The sequence below is a fragment of the Deinococcus psychrotolerans genome (assembly GCF_003860465.1).
GTDB classification, from domain to species: domain Bacteria; phylum Deinococcota; class Deinococci; order Deinococcales; family Deinococcaceae; genus Deinococcus; species Deinococcus psychrotolerans.
In genome coordinates this window covers 600825-616675 of record NZ_CP034183.1, presented here as the reverse complement: position 1 = coordinate 616675, position 15851 = coordinate 600825, and the positions used below count along the sequence as shown (strand labels likewise).

15 protein-coding genes are annotated in these 15851 nt (G+C 60.5%); 8 read left to right on the top strand and 7 right to left on the bottom strand.

The annotated features are described in order from the left end of the window. Positions 1-17: 17 nt before the first annotated feature. From tsaB to EHF33_RS03030, 4 genes are read right to left on the bottom strand one after another with little or no spacing between them, the layout of a single operon-like run. Entirely contained in the window at positions 18-584 is a 567-nt protein-coding gene (gene tsaB, locus EHF33_RS03045) for a tRNA (adenosine(37)-N6)-threonylcarbamoyltransferase complex dimerization subunit type 1 TsaB (protein ID WP_124867773.1), read from the bottom strand. A 53-nt stretch (positions 585-637) separates the two neighbouring features. Then, positions 638-1684: a hypothetical protein gene (locus EHF33_RS03040; protein WP_241191228.1), complete on the bottom strand. Its 1047-nt coding sequence runs from the start codon at positions 1682-1684 to the stop codon at positions 638-640. Next, positions 1674-2216: a gamma carbonic anhydrase family protein gene (locus tag EHF33_RS03035; protein WP_124867771.1), complete on the bottom strand. Its 543-nt coding sequence runs from the start codon at positions 2214-2216 to the stop codon at positions 1674-1676. Before EHF33_RS03035 ends, EHF33_RS03040 begins: the two co-directional genes overlap by 11 nt. Then, positions 2213-2629 carry an NUDIX hydrolase gene (locus EHF33_RS03030; RefSeq protein ID WP_124867769.1) on the bottom strand — a complete coding sequence of 139 codons (417 nt, stop codon included), beginning with the start codon at positions 2627-2629 and terminating at the stop codon, positions 2213-2215. Before EHF33_RS03030 ends, EHF33_RS03035 begins: the two co-directional genes overlap by 4 nt. Before the next feature lie 128 nt (positions 2630-2757). Here EHF33_RS03030 and EHF33_RS03025 point away from each other — a divergent pair, with 128 nt between their 5' ends. Beyond that, entirely contained in the window at positions 2758-2964 is a 207-nt protein-coding gene (locus EHF33_RS03025) for a hypothetical protein (RefSeq protein ID WP_124867767.1), read from the top strand. Between the two features lie 23 nt (positions 2965-2987). Here the strand turns inward: EHF33_RS03025 and EHF33_RS03020 are convergent, their stop codons facing one another. The 3 genes from EHF33_RS03020 to EHF33_RS03010 all read right to left on the bottom strand — a co-directional run bounded on the left by EHF33_RS03020 (position 2988) and on the right by EHF33_RS03010 (position 6603). Continuing rightward, positions 2988-3401, bottom strand: a complete 414-nt coding sequence (locus EHF33_RS03020; RefSeq protein ID WP_124867765.1) for a VOC family protein — start codon at positions 3399-3401, stop codon at positions 2988-2990. A 16-nt stretch (positions 3402-3417) separates the two neighbouring features. Continuing rightward, complete coding sequence (locus EHF33_RS03015; protein WP_124867763.1) at positions 3418-4248, bottom strand: AAC(3) family N-acetyltransferase; 831 nt, start codon at positions 4246-4248, stop codon at positions 3418-3420. A gap of 201 nt (positions 4249-4449) precedes the next feature. Next, positions 4450-6603: a glutamine synthetase III family protein gene (locus tag EHF33_RS03010; protein ID WP_124867761.1), complete on the bottom strand. Its 2154-nt coding sequence runs from the start codon at positions 6601-6603 to the stop codon at positions 4450-4452. A 405-nt stretch (positions 6604-7008) separates the two neighbouring features. Between EHF33_RS03010 and glnA the strand changes: the two genes are divergently transcribed. The 7 genes from glnA (at position 7009) to EHF33_RS02975 (ending at position 15794) form a co-directional block, all read left to right on the top strand. Then, the gene (gene glnA, locus EHF33_RS03005) at positions 7009-8367 is read left to right on the top strand and encodes a type I glutamate--ammonia ligase (RefSeq protein WP_124867759.1); all 1359 of its coding nucleotides are present in this window, start codon (positions 7009-7011) and stop codon (positions 8365-8367) included. Between the two features lie 234 nt (positions 8368-8601). Further along, positions 8602-9759, top strand: coding sequence for a branched-chain amino acid ABC transporter substrate-binding protein (locus EHF33_RS03000; protein WP_124867757.1), 1158 nt, complete (start codon positions 8602-8604; stop codon positions 9757-9759). Positions 9760-9899: 140 nt separating this feature from the next. Further along, on the top strand, positions 9900-10913 hold the full coding sequence (locus tag EHF33_RS02995) for a branched-chain amino acid ABC transporter permease (RefSeq protein ID WP_124867755.1): 1014 nt from the start codon (positions 9900-9902) through the stop codon (positions 10911-10913). Positions 10914-10926: 13 nt separating this feature from the next. Continuing rightward, positions 10927-12561, top strand: coding sequence for a branched-chain amino acid ABC transporter permease (locus tag EHF33_RS02990; RefSeq protein WP_124867753.1), 1635 nt, complete (start codon positions 10927-10929; stop codon positions 12559-12561). Then, positions 12558-13418, top strand: a complete 861-nt coding sequence (locus EHF33_RS02985; protein ID WP_124867751.1) for an ABC transporter ATP-binding protein — start codon at positions 12558-12560, stop codon at positions 13416-13418. Before EHF33_RS02990 ends, EHF33_RS02985 begins: the two co-directional genes overlap by 4 nt. Beyond that, positions 13411-14121, top strand: coding sequence for an ABC transporter ATP-binding protein (locus EHF33_RS02980; protein ID WP_124867749.1), 711 nt, complete (start codon positions 13411-13413; stop codon positions 14119-14121). Before EHF33_RS02985 ends, EHF33_RS02980 begins: the two co-directional genes overlap by 8 nt. A 71-nt stretch (positions 14122-14192) precedes the next feature. Continuing rightward, on the top strand, positions 14193-15794 hold the full coding sequence (locus EHF33_RS02975; protein WP_420889950.1) for an ABC transporter substrate-binding protein: 1602 nt from the start codon (positions 14193-14195) through the stop codon (positions 15792-15794). The last annotated feature ends 57 nt before the right edge of the window (positions 15795-15851 follow it).

Sequence of the window (15851 nt, the reverse complement as noted above, 5' to 3'; positions counted from 1 at the left end):
CTCGAATAAGTCGGCTTTCACAAATACTGTAGAGTCCATTTCGCCGCGCCGCTCAGTCTTCCGGCGCGGGCCAAAGCCGCAGCGTCGGGAGCGGGGTCTTGCCGCCACAGGTAAGCGCTGACCCGCTCGGCAAAGTCGGCTTGGTCGTACTTGGCGGCAGGCAGCAGCGTTTGAATGATGCTGCCGCCGCTGACCCGGTACACCGCGCCGTAAAGCTGGCCTTTGCGGGCGTCCAGCGAGACGGCCTGCTCACCTTCATGCTGGACGTCGATCAGACTCTCCAAGGTGCCGACGCCCAGCACGGGCGCACCGATGGCGCGGCCCAGTCCCAGCGCGTAGCTGGCCCCCACCCGCACGCCGGTATAGGACCCCGGCCCAGTGCCGATCACGATTTGCTGCACGGCGCTTTTGGGCAGATTGGCGGCCGTAAGCAGCGCTTCCAGAGCGGCAGGAAGCTGCTCGGCATGGGCACGCCCGACTTGACGCACTTCGTAAAATTCGCCGTGCGGCGTCAGCAAGCCCAGCGCCAGATAAGGCGTGGCCGTTTCGATGGCAAGGGTAATGGGGGCAGAAGATAAGTTCATTTGGTTTGGGGCCTTCGGTGAGTGCTTTTGGTTAAGAACATGCAGCGCCTTATTCAGTCCTCTTTCAAGTACCCCGCGCCGATGAGTTCTTTGAGGAGGGCTTCCAGATCGTGCAGGGCAACGTCACGGCGCAGGGCGTATTCGGCGGGAGTCAGGCCGTCCACTAGGGCTTTTTGGAAACTCAACCCGTCTTGGCCGTAGCGGGCGCGGAAGCTCTGGTAAGCGGCGGTAATGGCGTTGACCGCGTCGCGTCCGCGCAAAGTCGCGACGTAGCCGTGATGCGCCCAGCCCGCCAAGCTGCGCGGCAAAATGAGCGTCTGTGGGCGCAGCGGCGCGGGAAAAGCCCCCTCATACGACAGGCCGGCGGGCAAGGTCGCCACCACTTGCCCCTGATCGTAAAACACCGCTTCGCCGGGGCGCGAGTGCAGCCCGGTAAAATCGTCGGTAAGGTTGAATTTCCACGCCCGGCTGCCCACCCCACTGAGAATGTGAGCGAGGCGCTGATCGAGCGGGTAAGCCGAGAGCGGCGCACCCTGGTCGTAGAGGTGCAGCAGCTCGCCCAGCGCCTGCTCTCCGGTACTGCTCAGGCCCGCCGCCGCCACGGTGCGGCCTTCGTAGACCAGCACGTAAGCGGCCTGCTCACCGAGGCCCGCGTGCAAAAAGCCGTACCAATTCTGGTCGTGCAAAAAGCGCAGGAAGTCGTGTAAGTTGCAAAATCCTGTTTGGATGCCGGTGTGGCTCGGCGTCACGGCAGGCAGAAAGCGGGCCAGAAACGGCGTGGTGCCGGGAAACATCGGTGTGAGCGCCGTGACCATCATGGTGCTCGCGCTCCCCACTTGCGCCTGCGGCGAGACGCTGAGGTGCAGCTCCGTTTTGCCGTCCGTGTCCACAGAGGACTTGGCGCTGCTTTCACGGCCTTCCACCAGCAGGTCTTCCGGCAAAATCAAACCGTCGAGCAGGCCCGCGAGGCTGCTGTCGCCGCTTTCTGCCTCAGGCTGCGGTGTTTTTTCGGTGAGGGGTTGTTCGGGCACGTTGCGGCGCGGGGCCGCGCGGCGCTTGGCGTCTTTGCCTTCGCCTTCAGGCTGAGGATTATTGGTCACGGGAGCCGTCTCCTTGGGCTTTGGCTGGGCCAGCACTCTTGAGTTCGGCACGGTAGCGGGCCGCGTTGGCGACGTAGTTGGCGGCGTTGCCTGCCGCGTCCACGGCCTTGATGACTTTGGCCGGCACGCCCACTGCCAGCATTCCGTCCGGCACTTCGCGGCCTTCGGGGAGCAGCGCCCCCGCGCCCAGCACCGCGCCCTTGCCGAGGCGGCTGCCGTTGAGCATCACCGCGCCCATTCCCACCAAGCTGCCGTCTGCGCAGACCGCGCCGTGAACGATGGCGCGGTGGCCTACCGTCACGTTCTGGCCGAGGGTGCAGGGAAAGCCGGGGTCGGTGTGCAGCACCGCGCCGTCTTGCACGTTGCTGCCTTCTCCCACCGTGATGGCTTCCAGGTCGCCACGCAGCACCGCGCCAAACCACACCGAGGCGTTTTGGCCGATCACCACGTTCCCGATCACGTCGGCGCTGGGGGCAATAAACGCCGAGTCGTCAATCTGAGGCGCAAAGCCTTCCAAACTGTGCAGGCTCATCCTTCACGCTCAGCTTGCTTGAGAGCGGCGCGGAGCAGCTCGCGGTCTTCACCGAAGCTCAGCGTGGTCAGCGCTTCGTCGGCGCTTACGAAACCGCCCTCGATAAACGTGCTTTCGAGTTCGCCTGCTTCGGTGCTGGCCTCCATCAAAAACCAACTGATGGCTCTGGCCTCGCCCCGGTCATTGGTGTAGTGGGTGGTGGGCAACTCGCCAGCGATGCTGGCCTGCACGCCGGTTTCTTCTTGCACCTCACGCACGGCGGCTTGCTGGGCGCTTTCGCCCGCTTCGAGGTGGCCTTTGGGAAAAGCCCAGTCGCCGCTTTTGTAGCGCACCAGCAGTACCCGGCGGCCGCGCAGCACCACGCCGCCCGCTCCCGGTACCGGCACTTGAGACGTGGGGGAAGATGAAATCATTTCAGCAGTATAAGGGTGAGTTCAAGCTGAGGGCCGGTGGGGGAGGCAAAACGAGTCGGGGGCCGTTGGTAAATGCTGGGCCAATCTTTTTTTAGGTCTGGTCAGGGCGCTCACGCTAGGCTGGGGTTATGCAAACTGAATACAAAGGCCGTCTGATTCAAGCCGATCAAGTGGATGTGGCGCTGCCCTCCTCGTGGGGCGGCAGAGACGACGGGCCGCAGGGCTGGATCAAGGTGGACGGCGTAGACGTGACCGACCAAGTCGCGGTGGAAGGCGGCGACCTCGAAACCCACGTTCAGCGGGCCAAAGCACTGATCGATTCGGGCGAGATTTAGAGCGCTGGGCAGCGCTGCCGACTTCATTGCCGCGAATCTATTTGCTGAACTGCCCAAGCATTGCCGTCTGGATCGCTAAAGAAGATGAAGCCGACGTAGTTGAGCGACTCATTGGCATCAGCAGTTCTACGCCCACCCGCGCTCATGACACTCACTTCACTGACCTTCACACCGCGCAGGGCCAGTTCGGCATGGGCAGCCCGAATATCTTTGACAACCAGTTGTAATCCCTTGAGTGAGCCAGCCGCCATTTGGTTCAGCGACGTTCCAAACACAACCGAACAACCTGACCCCGGTGGTGTGAGTTGCACAATGCGCGAAGTCGGGCTGATTTGGGTGTCGTGATCCACCTTAAAGCCGAGCTGCTCGGCATAAAAAGCTTTAGCACGGTTTATGTCAGTTACCGGCAATACCACCACTTCAAGCGTCCAGTTCACCTTCTCCTCCCGTGATTCAGTCTCCCGCTCTTTCGAGTGTTCCGGTTGCCCGTCCCAGTTGTGTTCTGGGCGTCAACCCGTCAGCGCGGATCATCCGGCGCACTTCTTGGCAGCGGCAAGACGGATAAGTACAGAGCATACCCTCGGGATGCCGGGCCAAAAACGCCTGTACGCCGTCCACCAGGTCGCGCACGCGGTAAGCACTGAGCTGGGCGCGGCCCACCGTGACGTGGCGGCCCTGCACGTGCGGCGCGATATTTTCAAAATCTGCTGAGCAATTGGGAAAAGCCGTCGGCACCACTTGGCCGCTGAGCGGCACGTAGCGCGTCAGCAGCGGCACGCCCGCCAAATACTCGCCGTAATGCAAAGTGGTGTTGCTGGAATGATCCACGCCGAGCAGCAGCGCCACCGCGTCGAGGTCGTAGAGCGCTCCAATCGGGCCATATGGACTGAGCAGCGACTGCGCTTCCACGACGGCGCGGGCTTCTTGGCCCACCGCTACGAAACTCAACGCCGGATGAAAAGAGCGCAGCGCGTCGGGCCGCTCGACGAGCAGTTGCGGCAGCCGCCCGATGTCGCGGCTGACCCGGCTTTCGCGGCTAAAATGGGCGTAAATGGTCGAGGTCGGCGCACGTAGCAAAGTCGCGTAAGTAAACGAAGGTGCGCTAAGGGTGGCGGTGCGGCGCATCAGTTCGCCGAGCAGCGCGGGTGCTCCGCCCTCGACCTGCCCGAAGGCCCGCAGGCTGGCGTGAACAATGGCGTGCTGAGTGCCGTCTAGCCCGAGCGCCGATAGCCCCTCAGCCAGCATGGCGGGCGTGACTTGCGGGCGGCGCAGCATGTTGAGCATAAACAGCAGTTTAGCGCGGAAAGTGGGAAGTGAGAGCGGCGTATACGCAGGAGTGAGTCGCCATTCAAAAAGCCAAAGAAATGGCCAAGCCCTAAGGGGTTTGGTGTCAGTTCTTTTCCGTAAAGGTGACAAGCCACGAGCTGAGCGCCAAAAAGGAGGCCACCGAACTTTTCTCCGGCGGCCTCTCTTAACGTTGAAATCCTACTTCACAAACAACATCTGCCTATAGGTCGGCATCGGCCAGTGTTTGGCGGCAACGACTTTTTCCAGTTTGTCGGCGGCCACCCGCACCGCCTGCATAGCGGGCAGCACGTTGCTCTGCATGTGGTGGGCCTTGTCGTGAATTTCTTCGCCGCCCTCCGCCGCGTTTTCCCCGCGCAACTTGCACACGGCGTCGTACATCTCGTCGGCAGCGGCGGCCACTTCTTCAGAGATGGCGGCGGCGGCCCTGCCCTGCTTGATGCCGCTCAACTCGGCCAAGTACGCCAGCGCAGCGGGCATGATCTGGGTGGCGGCCACCGACTCGGTGGTTTCGCCCTCGATATTGACGCTCTTGAAGTAGATGTCGTACATGATCTCTTGGCGGGCGGCCAGTTCACGGTCACTCAGGACGTGGTACTTGGCAAACAGCTCGGCGTTTTTGGCGTCGGTCAAATGCGCGATGGCGTCCAAGCTGGTTCGCATGTTGAGCAGGCCGCGCTCGTGCTCGGCTTCTTGGTGCCACTCGTCGGCGTAGCCGTCACCGTTAAACACGATGCGCCTGTGCTTTTCGTAGGTCGCTTTGACCAGTTCGCCCACCGCCGCCTGAAGATCCATGCCGCTGTCGAGCTTGGCTTTGAGTTCGGCACTCAGCGCCTGCACCGCGTCGGCCACGACGGTGTTGAGCACCGTGACCGGAAAGGAAACGCTCTGCGAGCTGCCCACCGCGCGGAACTCGAACTTGTTGCCGGTGAAGGCAAACGGGCTGGTGCGGTTGCGGTCTCCAGCGTGACGTGGAATTTGCGGCAACACATTAGAGCCCAGGCCCAAAAAGCCCGCTGCTGCGCCGCGCCCGCCCACACCGCTGGAAATCCTGTCCAAGATTTCGGTGAGTTCGCTGCCCAAAAAGATGCTGATAATCGCAGGCGGCGCTTCATTGGCCCCCAAGCGGTGATCGTTGTTGGCCGAGGCCACGCTGATTCTGAGCAGGTCTTGGTGTTCGTCCACCCCTTTGATGATCGCCGAGCAAAAAAACAGAAACTGCAAGTTCTCGTGCGGGGTCGCGCCGGGTTCAAGAAGATTGTCGCCCAAATCGGTGCCCATGCTCCAGTTGCAGTGCTTACCGGAGCCGTTGATGCCCGCGAAGGGTTTTTCGTGCATCAGGGCCACCAAGCCGTATTTGCGGGCGGTGTTGCGCAGAATTTGCATAATCAGTTGTTGGTGGTCGGCGGCCACGTTGCTGTGCTCGTAAACCGGAGCGATCTCGAACTGGCCCGGCGCGACTTCGTTGTGGCGGGTCTTGACCGGAATGCCCAGTGCGTAGAGCTGCAACTCCGAATCGGTCATGAAGCTCAGCACCCGGTCAGGAATCGCGCCGAAATAATGGTCTTCGAGTTCTTGGCCGCGCGGGGGCTTTGCGCCAAATAAGGTGCGGCCCGTCATCACCAAATCGGGGCGGCGGTAGAAATAGTCTTCGTCAATCAAAAAGTATTCCTGCTCCACACCAAGGCTGCTGCTGACCCGGCTCACCGGCTTTTCAAACAAACTGAGCGCCGGAACCACCGCTTTGTTGAGCGCTTCGATGGAGCGTAGCAGCGGGGTCTTGAGGTCGAGCGCTTCGCCGGTCCACGAGGCAAAGGCCGTGGGGATGCACAGGGTCGCGCCGTTGGCGTGGCGCATGATAAAGGCCGGGCTGCTCGGGTCCCAGGCGGTATAACCCCGCGCCTCGAAAGTGGCTCGCAGGCCGCCCGAAGGAAAACTGGACGCGTCGGGTTCAGCCTGAATCAGTTCGCTGCCGGAAAACTGGGCGAGTGCCGTACCGTCGCTGCTGGGCGTCAAAAAGCTGTCGTGCTTCTCGGCGGTGCCGCCGGTCAGGGGCTGAAACCAGTGGGTGTAGTGGGTGGCTCCCTTGTCCATCGCCCAAGTTTTCATGGCCAGAGCCACCGCGTCGGCGATTTTGGAATCCAGCGTCTCGCCGCGCTCCAAGGTGGCCTGCAAGCTTTTGAACATTGGCTTAGAGAGGCGCTGGCGCAGGGTTTCGAGCGTCAGAACATCTGAGCCAAACACTTCGCTCATCACTTGGCTGGGGCTGTAGTGCTGCTCAACGTCGACCCGCCAGTTCCGGGCGGCGGCGACGACTTCAAAGTCTTGGTTCATGCGTTCTCCTTGGGTGCGATGCTGAGGATGCAGGACTGAGCAGGTTTGAGCCTTTCTGGAAAGGAGTCGCGCTTTTGGGCAAAAGGTCTCAAAGTCTTCCGGCTTCGTGTAAGTATAAAGGACAGCAGAAAACGGCGTCAACGATTTGTCAGACAACTTGTCTCTTTCCGACCTATTTGGCCGAAATAACCCAAGCTGCGGCGCGTTTTGGCCCTGTGACTCAGAACATCTTGCCAGCTTTGCTGATACATTTTGCAAGGCATAGATGGCGTTCAGTGCCCCTGATCAACTTGGCCGCCAAGAGCCTGAGCGCCCCCAGCAGGCCAGTTGGCTAAAATAATGGAGCCTTCACTTTCCTCCCTGCTTCCCCCACCCTCACTTTCTTTTACTCGCTGCGAGGTTTTTATGAACTCAGCCGAATCCGTTTCACCGACCCAAGCCGAAATCTTGCAGCGGCTGCACGATGGCCACGTCAACTTCTTGCGCCTGCAATTTAGCGACGTGCTGGGCACCGTCAAGAATATCGAGGTGCCGCGCAGCCAATTTGAAAAAGCCCTCTCCGGCAGCGTGATGTTTGACGGATCTTCCATTCAGGGCTTTACCCGCATCGAAGAATCCGACATGCTGCTCTCGCCCGACCTCTCCACTTTTTTGATTTACCCACAGTTCTCGCGCGAAGAGGGCGAGCGCGGCAAAGTCGCCCGGATCATCTGCGACGTGCTGCTACCGTCAGGCGAGCCGTTTACTGGCGATCCGCGCCACGTCCTCAAGCGCCAGATCGCCAAAGCCGCCGAAAGTGGGTTGAAGCTTTTTGCAGGCACCGAGCCGGAATTCTTTTTGTTCGAGCGCGGCGAGGGCGGGCGCGGCACCACCCTGACCAACGATCAGGCCGGGTACTTCGATCTGGCCCCGATTGATAAAGGCGAGCGCATCCGCCGCGAAATCACCAACAAACTCGTTGAGATGGGTTTTGAAATCGAGGGCGCCCACCACGAAGCCGCGCCGGGCCAGCACGAGATCGATTTCCGCTACCAAGACGCGCTGGCCGCCGCCGACGCCATCAGCACCTTCAAGTTCGTGGTCAAACGGGTGGCGCTGGAATACGGCCTGCTGGCCAGCTTCTTGCCCAAGCCGGTGGCGGGCGTCAACGGCAGCGGCCTCCACGTTCACCTCTCTCTTTTCAGAGGCGGTGACAATACCTTTTACGACAAAGCCGGCGAATTTGAGCTTTCCGACACCGCGCTGCACTTTATCGGCGGTCTGCTCGAACACGCCCCCGGCATGTGTGCCGTGACCAACCCGACGGTCAATTCCTTTAAGCGCCTGGTGCCGGGCTTTGAAGCGCCGGTCAATGTGGCGTGGAGCACGTCCAACCGCTCGGCGCTGGTGCGAGTACCGGCCAAACGCGGCAACTCTACCCGGGCCGAATTCCGCTTGCCCGATCCGAGCTGCAATCCCTATCTGGCCTTGGCGGTGATGCTGGCGGCGGGCCTTGACGGCATCGCGCAAAAAACCGTGCCGCCGCCGGCTATCCAGCGCAACATCTACCAGATGACGGTGCGCGAAAAGCGCCACCACCGCGTCCGCGAGCTGCCGCGCGACCTTTACGACGCTCTCGACGACTTGGAGCGCGACGAGGTGATTGCCGGGGCGCTGGGCGCTCACGCTTTAGAGCACTATCTGCGGGCCAAGCGGGCCGAGTGGCGCAGCTACGCTTCGGTGGTTCACCCCTGGGAGATTGGGCAGTATCTCGAATTGGTCTGAGCCCAGCGCTGAATCTTGCTCTGAGCAGGCCAGCTGATGAGTAATAGAGCGTTAAATGAGTGAGAATTGCTCAGTCCTTGATCAGCTCGCAATAATATACCCTCCGATCAATGTTTATTTAAAGACAATTGCGTGGCAGGCCATGAGTCCAACATTGACATCGCATTAAGTACCTCATACACTGTCCCCAGTTCCCACTTAACCTGTTGCCGCTTTGACGGCACTTGGAGGCTTATGAAAAAAACCAGTATTCTTGCCCTGACGTTGATCGGTAGCTTGGCTTTAGGTTCGGCCAGCGCCCAGACCTCCCTCAAGATCGCCAGCCTCTCCCCGCTCTCCGGCGGCCAGTCCGACCTTGGCTCGCAAATCAAGAACGGCGCTCAGCTCGCCGTCAACGAATACGTCCCCCAGTTCAAAAAACTCGGCTACGATCTCAGCCTGACCGGCTATGACGACCAAGCCGATCCTGCTACCGGCACCGCCGCCGCCCGCAAAATTGCCGCCGACACCAGCATTTTGGCCGTCGTAGGTACCCTGAACTCCGGCGTGGCAATTCCTTCCAGCGCCGCCTTGGCTCCCAGCCACGTGGCTATGGTCAGCCCGGCCAACACCGCCAACCAGGTCACCGACCGCGGCCTCAAGAACATGAACCGCATCGTGGCCCGTGACGACGCTCAGGGCCCCGCCGGAGCCAACTTCATGTTGACCAAGCTCAAAGCCAAGAGCGTCTACCTCCTCAATGACAAAACCGCCTACGGCGAAGGCCTGACGGCGGAAGTCAAGAAGGCCCTGCTCGCCAAGAACGCCAAGATTTCCGGCGACGAAGGCACCGAAGAAAAAAGCGATTTCTCGGCCATCATTCAGAAGATCAAGCTGACCAAGCCTGATGCCATTTACTTCGGCGGCATCTACAACCAAGTCGGCGTGTTCGTCAAGCAGCTGCGTGAAGCGGGCGTCAGCATTCCGTTGGTCGGCGGCGACGGCCTCGACAGCGAGCAGATGGTCACCATCGGCGGTAAAGGCTCAGACAACGTCTACTACACCACCGTGGCGGCCCCTGCCGACGCGCTGCCCGCCGCCAAGAAAGTCGCTGACGCGTACAGCAAGGCTTACGGCAAGGACATTCAGGGCTTCGGCATCTTCGGTTACGACGCTGCCAAAGTGGTGCTGCAGGGCATTTTGCTGGCCTCCAAAGACAACGGCAACAAGCTCCCCAGCCGAGAGCAAGTCGAAACCGCCATGCGTAAAGTCCGCGCCACCGGCCTGCTCTCCGGCACGGTGCAGTTCAACAGCATGGGCGACCGCAAAGCCGCCAAGATGTACATCATGAACATCAGCGCGGGCAAGTTCAACCTCGATTCCACCCTCAACGTCAAGTCTCCCGTCAACTAAACCCTGTAGGCTTCGCGGCTTTGCAGTGAGGGGCCGCGCAACAGGGGCTGGGCAATGTGCCCGGCCCCTTTTTTGAATAACCAAACCTGACGCTGAACTGACTTTGGGAGCGGCCTGTGCGCCGCAAAGGGGGAACTCACTTGGATTTTGCAACACTCGCGCCATTTTTGGTCGGGGTGATTATCAGCGGCTTGGTGCTCGGCTTTGTCTACGCCATTATTGCGCTGGGCTACACCATGGTGTACGGCGTTTTGCAGCTCATCAACTTCGCTCACTCGGAAGTCTTCGTGACCGGCGCAGTGGTGGGCTTCGAGATCTTCCGGGTACTGGCCGACAACCCCATGAACGGGTATCTCAAGCTCCTGATCGCGCTGATCGCGGCGATGGCGGCGTCGGGCGGGCTCAACGTCCTCATCGAGCGCCTGGCTTACCGTCCGCTGCGTAACGCGCCCCGTTTGGTGCCGCTGATTACCGCTATCGGCGTTTCGCTGATCTTGCAAGACTTGATCCGCATTATCGAAGGCTTTCAGGGACGCTTCGATTTGACGTATCAGTTGCCGCAGGGCTTCAGCACTCCGTTTTGCGGCCCCGAAAGTAGCTGTGTCAGCGTTGGTAATTTCCTGTCCAAAATCGGCATCAGCCTCCAGATCAAAGAAGTCGTGATGGTCTTGGTGGCGCTGCTCTCGCTGGCCGCCCTCAATTACCTGGTGAACTTCACCAAACTGGGCCGCGCCATCCGCGCCGTTGCTCAAGACCGCGTTACGGCTGGCCTGATGGGCATTGACGCCAACGGCATCATCAGCCTGACCTTCTTGATCGGCGGGGCGCTCGGCGGCGTCAGCGGCGTGCTGTTCGGTCTCAAGTTCGGCACCGTCAATGCGTACTCGGGCTTTGATCCGGGCATCATCGCTTTCACGGCGGCTGTGTTGGGCGGCATCGGCTCGATTCCCGGCGCGGTGCTGGGCGGCTTGGTGCTGGGCGTGATTCAAAACCTCATCGGCGTGACCAACATCCTCGGCGACGCGCTGGGCATTGCCAACCTCGGCGTCATTGATTCGTCGTATCAGCGCATCGGCGGCTTTTTGGTGCTGGTGCTGATCCTGATCTTCAAACCCACCGGGCTGCTGGGCCGCAGCAATGTGGAGAAAGTATGAACGCGGGGAAAGTATGACTGCCATCCGTCCGGGTTCGCAGCCGCCTATCAGTGCGCCTGACCGCAGCATTTGGCTGATCGTCATCGCGGTGATCAGCAGCGCCCTCTTGCTGGTGAGTCAGGAGCAAAATTGGCTGGCCGCTCTTCCCTCAGCCGTCCGCAATTTCCTCAAAAACCCCTTGGTCGCCTCGCTGGTTCTCACCCTCTTTTTGGCGAATTTGCTGTTCGCTTACCGCTGGAAAGCCCACCTCTGGGCCAAACTGCTGGTCGGCGGGCTGAGCCTGTTTCTGATTTTGCCCTGGGCTGGGCGCGACAACACCTCGGTGCTGGATTTGGCGATTCAAATCGGCATTTTCGCCGCGCTGTCGCTGGGCCTCAACATCGTGGTGGGCCTCGCGGGACTGCTCGACCTCGGCTACATCGCCTTCTTTGCCGTGGGCGCATACACCTGGGGCATTTTTGGCAGCGGACAGATCGGCAAAGTGCTGACTTACTTCAAGGACAATGGCGGCAATAACGGCCCGGTAGTAGCGCTGGGTGGCTTGGTGCTGGTCATTATTACTGCGCTGAGCTTGCGGGCCATCAACCGGGTCAAGGGCAAACGCCCACCGCTGACCAGTGCAGCGTTTTTGCTGGCGGCGTTTGGTCTCCTGGCCGGCGTGACTTTGTTGGTGCGCGGCATCGTCGTTTTGGCTTCGGCCAACGCGGCGGGGTTTGCGAGCGGTGTCAATCCCAATTTCTTCTGGCTGTTTCTGATTTTGGCGGTGGCGGCGGCGGCCAGCGTCGGCGTGCTGATCGGTTTGCCGGTCCTCAAGCTCAAGGGCGATTACCTCGCCATCATCACACTGGGCCTCGGCGAAGTGATCCGGGTGCTGGCCAACAACCTCAGCACCTATTCCAACGGCTCGCAGGGCATCACGCCCATCGGCTCAGCTTCGGTGCCGTGGTTTGACTCTCTGGCTGCGGCACTGGGCTTTTCACCAGCACAGTACAATCTGTTTTTCCTGTATTTCGTGGTGCTGGCGATTATCGCCATTATCATTCTGGCCAATATGCGGCTTGACCGCTCCAAAATTGGCCGGGCCTGGATCGCCATCCGCGAAGACGAAGTTGCCGCGCAGGCGATGGGCATTCCGCTGGTGAAGACCAAGCTGATCGCCTTTGCCACCGGCGCAAGTTTTGCTGGCGTCATGGGCGTGATTTTTGCGGCCAAGCAGGGCTTCATCAGCCCCGAATCGTTTATTCTCAACCAATCCATCTCGGTGCTGAGTATGGTGGTGCTCGGCGGCCTCGGCAGCATTCCCGGCGTAATTTTGGGAGCCGCCGTCGTGACCATTCTCAACATCAGCTTGCTGCCTTCTTTGGGTGAAGCCACCGCCAGCCTGAATTTGCCGCCGCAGGTCAATCCGGCGCAGCTCCAGCGCTTGGTGTTCGGCAGCATCTTGGTGGCGATGATGCTCTTCAGGCCAGAAGGTCTGCTGCCCAGTGTCCGGCAGCGCCGCATGATGCACGAAGACGACGACCCGACCGACAACCAAACGCCGCAGGACTCGATCGCGGGCGAACTCAATCCCGAAAATGCGGCGGAAGTCTACTCACCGGGCGTGGCGACCCGGGCCGACGATGAGCGCGGCGGAGGTACACAATGACGGCTGCTGCGCGTCCCAATCTCGGCAAGTCGGCGGCTTCCGGCAACATCTTGAGCATCAAAGGGCTGACCAAAATCTTCGGCGGCCTGACGGCGGTCAACAACGTCGATCTCGAAATTCCGCGCCAGAGCATCGTCAGCGTGATCGGCCCCAACGGTGCGGGTAAAACCACGTTCTTCAACATGATCACTGGCATCTATGAGCCGTCCAGCGGCACAGTGGATCTCGACGGCGAAAATCTGATTGGCCTGCGGCCCGATCAGGTCACGGCGGCAGGCATCGCCCGCACCTTTCAGAACATCCGGCTGTTCGCCTCGATGGACAGCCAAGAAAACGTGATGGTGGGCCGTCACTCGCGCCTCAAGGCCACCTACATCGATTCGCTGCTGCGAACCAAGCGTTTTCACGAATCGGAAAAAGAAGCCGAGGACGTGGCCAATTTGATGCTGGAGTTTGTCGGTCTGGCCCGTTTCCGGCATGATCTGGCCACCAACTTGCCTTACGGCGATCAGCGCAAGCTCGAAATCGCCCGTGCACTGGCGACCAGTCCCAAACTGGTGCTGCTCGACGAACCGGCCGCAGGCATGAACCCCCGCGAAACCGAAGAACTCAAGAGCCTGATTCGCCGCATCCGTGACGATCTGGGCGTGACCGTTTGCCTGATCGAACACGATATGCGCTTGGTCATGACCCTGAGCGAACACATCACCGTACTCGATTACGGCACCAAGATCGCCGAAGGGCTGCCGCACGAAATCCGCAACAATCCCAAAGTCATGGAAGCGTACTTGGGACGCGGCGCGGTGGCGGGCGAGTACGGCAAAGAAGAAGTTGTTAAAGGGAGTGCGAATGCTTGAATTGAAGGGCGTTCACACCTATTACGGCCACATTCACGCGCTCAAAGGCATCGATGTGCTGGTGCCCGACGGCGAGATCGTGGCGCTGATCGGCGGCAACGGCGCGGGCAAAACCACTACACTCCGCACGGTGAGCGGAATGCTCAAGCCCAAGCTGGGCAGCGTCACCATGCAGGGCAAAGACATCTCGGGCATGCCGGCCCACCAGATTATGCAGATGGGCATGAGCCATGTGCCGGAAGGCCGCCGCATTTTCCCGCAGCTGACTGTCCGCGAGAACTTGGAGATCGGAGCGCACACCGTCACCGACCGTAAAGTCGTCGAGGAGCGCATCCAAGAAGGCTTTACCTATTTCCCGCGCCTCAAAGAGCGCGAGAACCAGCTTGGCGGCACCATGTCCGGCGGCGAACAGCAGATGCTGGCGATTGCCCGCGCCCTGATGGTCAATCCCAAGCTGCTGCTCCTCGACGAGCCGAGCATGGGGCTCTCGCCGCTGTTCGTGGAAGCGATTTTCGACATCATCGTCGAACTCAACGCCAAGCGCAAAACCACCATCTTGCTGGTGGAGCAAAACGCCCAGATGGCGCTCTCGGTGGCCAAGCACGCCTACGTGCTGCAAACTGGCGAGGTCAAGTTGTCGGGCAACGCGTCGGACATTGCCGAAGACGAGAGCGTCAGAAAAGCCTACTTGGGCGAGGACTAGCAGCGAGCAAAGACTGTCCTCACACGCTATAGTACGGCTCACCGCTCAACTCACATTCTTTTGGAGGATTCATGAAACGAAACAACCGTACCCTGAAAAACGTTCTTTTAACTGCTCTTTTGGCCGCCTCAGCGGGCCTGAGCGCCCAAGCCGCCACCCTGGTCTACGGCAACAACGGCGACCCGGTCAGCTTGGAGTCCGGCAACATCACCGACGGCATCTCGATTTTGGTGCAGCACCAGATCTACGACACCCTCGTTCACTTCAAAGACGGCACCACCGACACCATTCCGGGTCTGGCGACCTCGTGGAAGGCCAACGCCGACGCGACTTCGTGGACGTTTAACCTGCGTAAGGGCGTCAAATTCCAAGACGGCACTCCGTTTAACGCCGACGCGGTGGTCTTTAACTGGCAGCGCTTCTTCGATCCCAAAAACCAGTACGGCTACCGCGATCAGGGCCGCACCTACGAAATCGTCGGGCAACTCCTCGGCGGTTTCAAGGGCGACAAGGGAGCTGTCATCAAAGACATCGTCAAAGTCAACGACTACACGGTGCGCTTTGATCTGACCGGCTCCAGCTCGGTGCTGCCTTCGGTGGTCGGCGCGGGCTACTTCGGCATCGCCTCGCCAGCAGCCATCAAAAAAGACGGAGCCAAGTACGGCACCCCCACCAGCACGCCGGTCGGCACCGGCCCGTTCAGCTTCGTGTCGTGGAAGACCGGCGACAGAGTCACGCTCAAGGCCAACACCGCTTACTGGGGTGCCAAGCCCAAAGTCGACACGCTGGTGATCCGCTCGATCAAAGACGCCAGCCAGCGCCTCAACGAACTCAAGGCCGGCACCATTGATTTCACCGCTGATTTGTCGCCCGACAGCCTCAAGCAAGTCACCTCCGACAAGACCTTGGTGGCGGTTCGCAAGCCCAGCTTCAACGTCGGGTTCCTGAGCCTCAACAACTCCAACCAGTACCTCAAGAACGACAAGGTGCGCCAGGCCATCAGCATGGCCATCAACAAAAAAGCCATCGTGGACGCCTTCTGGAACGGTCTGGGTGTTTCCAGCGCCAGCTTCTTGCCGCCGGTGCTGAGCTGGGCCAACTCCAAGAACGTGCCGGCCGATTACAAGTACGACCCCGCCGCCGCCAAGAAGATGCTGGCCGACGCAGGCTACCCCAACGGCGTGAGCCTCGACTTGTGGTACATGCCGGTCAGCCGTCCCTACTTCCCCAACCCCAAGCCGATTGCCGAAGCGATGGCCGCCGACCTCTCGGCCATCGGCATCAAAGTTAACCTCAAGACCGAAGACTGGGCCAAGTACCTCGACGACCGCAATAAAGAGCCGGGCTTCGATATGTACATGATCGGCTGGACCGGCGATTACGGCGATCCGGATAACTTCTACGCCGCGTACTACGGCCCGAGCGCCGCCAACGACATCAACTTCAAATCGCCCGAACTCAACACCCTGCTCGATCAGGGCCGCGCCGCTGTGGGTCAGGCTGCCAAAGCCAAGATTTACTCGCAGATCCACGACATCACCTACAAAGCGGCCTACCGCTTGCCGATCGTGCACAGCCAGCCGCTGGCCGCCGAGCGCAGCTACGTCAAGGGCTGGGTTCCGAGCCCTCTGGGCAGCGAAGCATTCAACAAAATCTCTATCGTTGGGAAGTAACGCTTAACAAGAGAGGGCGGAGCGCCGGTGCGGCTCCGTCCTCTCTGTTTGCTTTTC

What these genes read in the sequence shown, in the direction of transcription:
- tsaB (WP_124867773.1), bottom strand. Translation starts at nt 584, where the DNA reads ATGAACTTATCTTCTGCCCCCATTACCCTTGCCATCGAAACGGCCACG.
- EHF33_RS03035 (WP_124867771.1), bottom strand. Translation starts at nt 2,216, where the DNA reads ATGAGCCTGCACAGTTTGGAAGGCTTTGCGCCTCAGATTGACGACTCG.
- EHF33_RS03030 (WP_124867769.1), bottom strand. Translation starts at nt 2,629, where the DNA reads ATGATTTCATCTTCCCCCACGTCTCAAGTGCCGGTACCGGGAGCGGGC.
- EHF33_RS03025 (WP_124867767.1), top strand. Translation starts at nt 2,758, where the DNA reads ATGCAAACTGAATACAAAGGCCGTCTGATTCAAGCCGATCAAGTGGAT.
- EHF33_RS03015 (WP_124867763.1), bottom strand. Translation starts at nt 4,248, where the DNA reads ATGCTCAACATGCTGCGCCGCCCGCAAGTCACGCCCGCCATGCTGGCT.
- EHF33_RS03010 (WP_124867761.1), bottom strand. Translation starts at nt 6,603, where the DNA reads ATGAACCAAGACTTTGAAGTCGTCGCCGCCGCCCGGAACTGGCGGGTC.
- glnA (WP_124867759.1), top strand. Translation starts at nt 7,009, where the DNA reads ATGAACTCAGCCGAATCCGTTTCACCGACCCAAGCCGAAATCTTGCAG.
- EHF33_RS03000 (WP_124867757.1), top strand. Translation starts at nt 8,602, where the DNA reads ATGAAAAAAACCAGTATTCTTGCCCTGACGTTGATCGGTAGCTTGGCT.
- EHF33_RS02990 (WP_124867753.1), top strand. Translation starts at nt 10,927, where the DNA reads ATGACTGCCATCCGTCCGGGTTCGCAGCCGCCTATCAGTGCGCCTGAC.
- EHF33_RS02985 (WP_124867751.1), top strand. Translation starts at nt 12,558, where the DNA reads ATGACGGCTGCTGCGCGTCCCAATCTCGGCAAGTCGGCGGCTTCCGGC.
- EHF33_RS02980 (WP_124867749.1), top strand. Translation starts at nt 13,411, where the DNA reads ATGCTTGAATTGAAGGGCGTTCACACCTATTACGGCCACATTCACGCG.
- EHF33_RS02975 (WP_420889950.1), top strand. Translation starts at nt 14,193, where the DNA reads ATGAAACGAAACAACCGTACCCTGAAAAACGTTCTTTTAACTGCTCTT.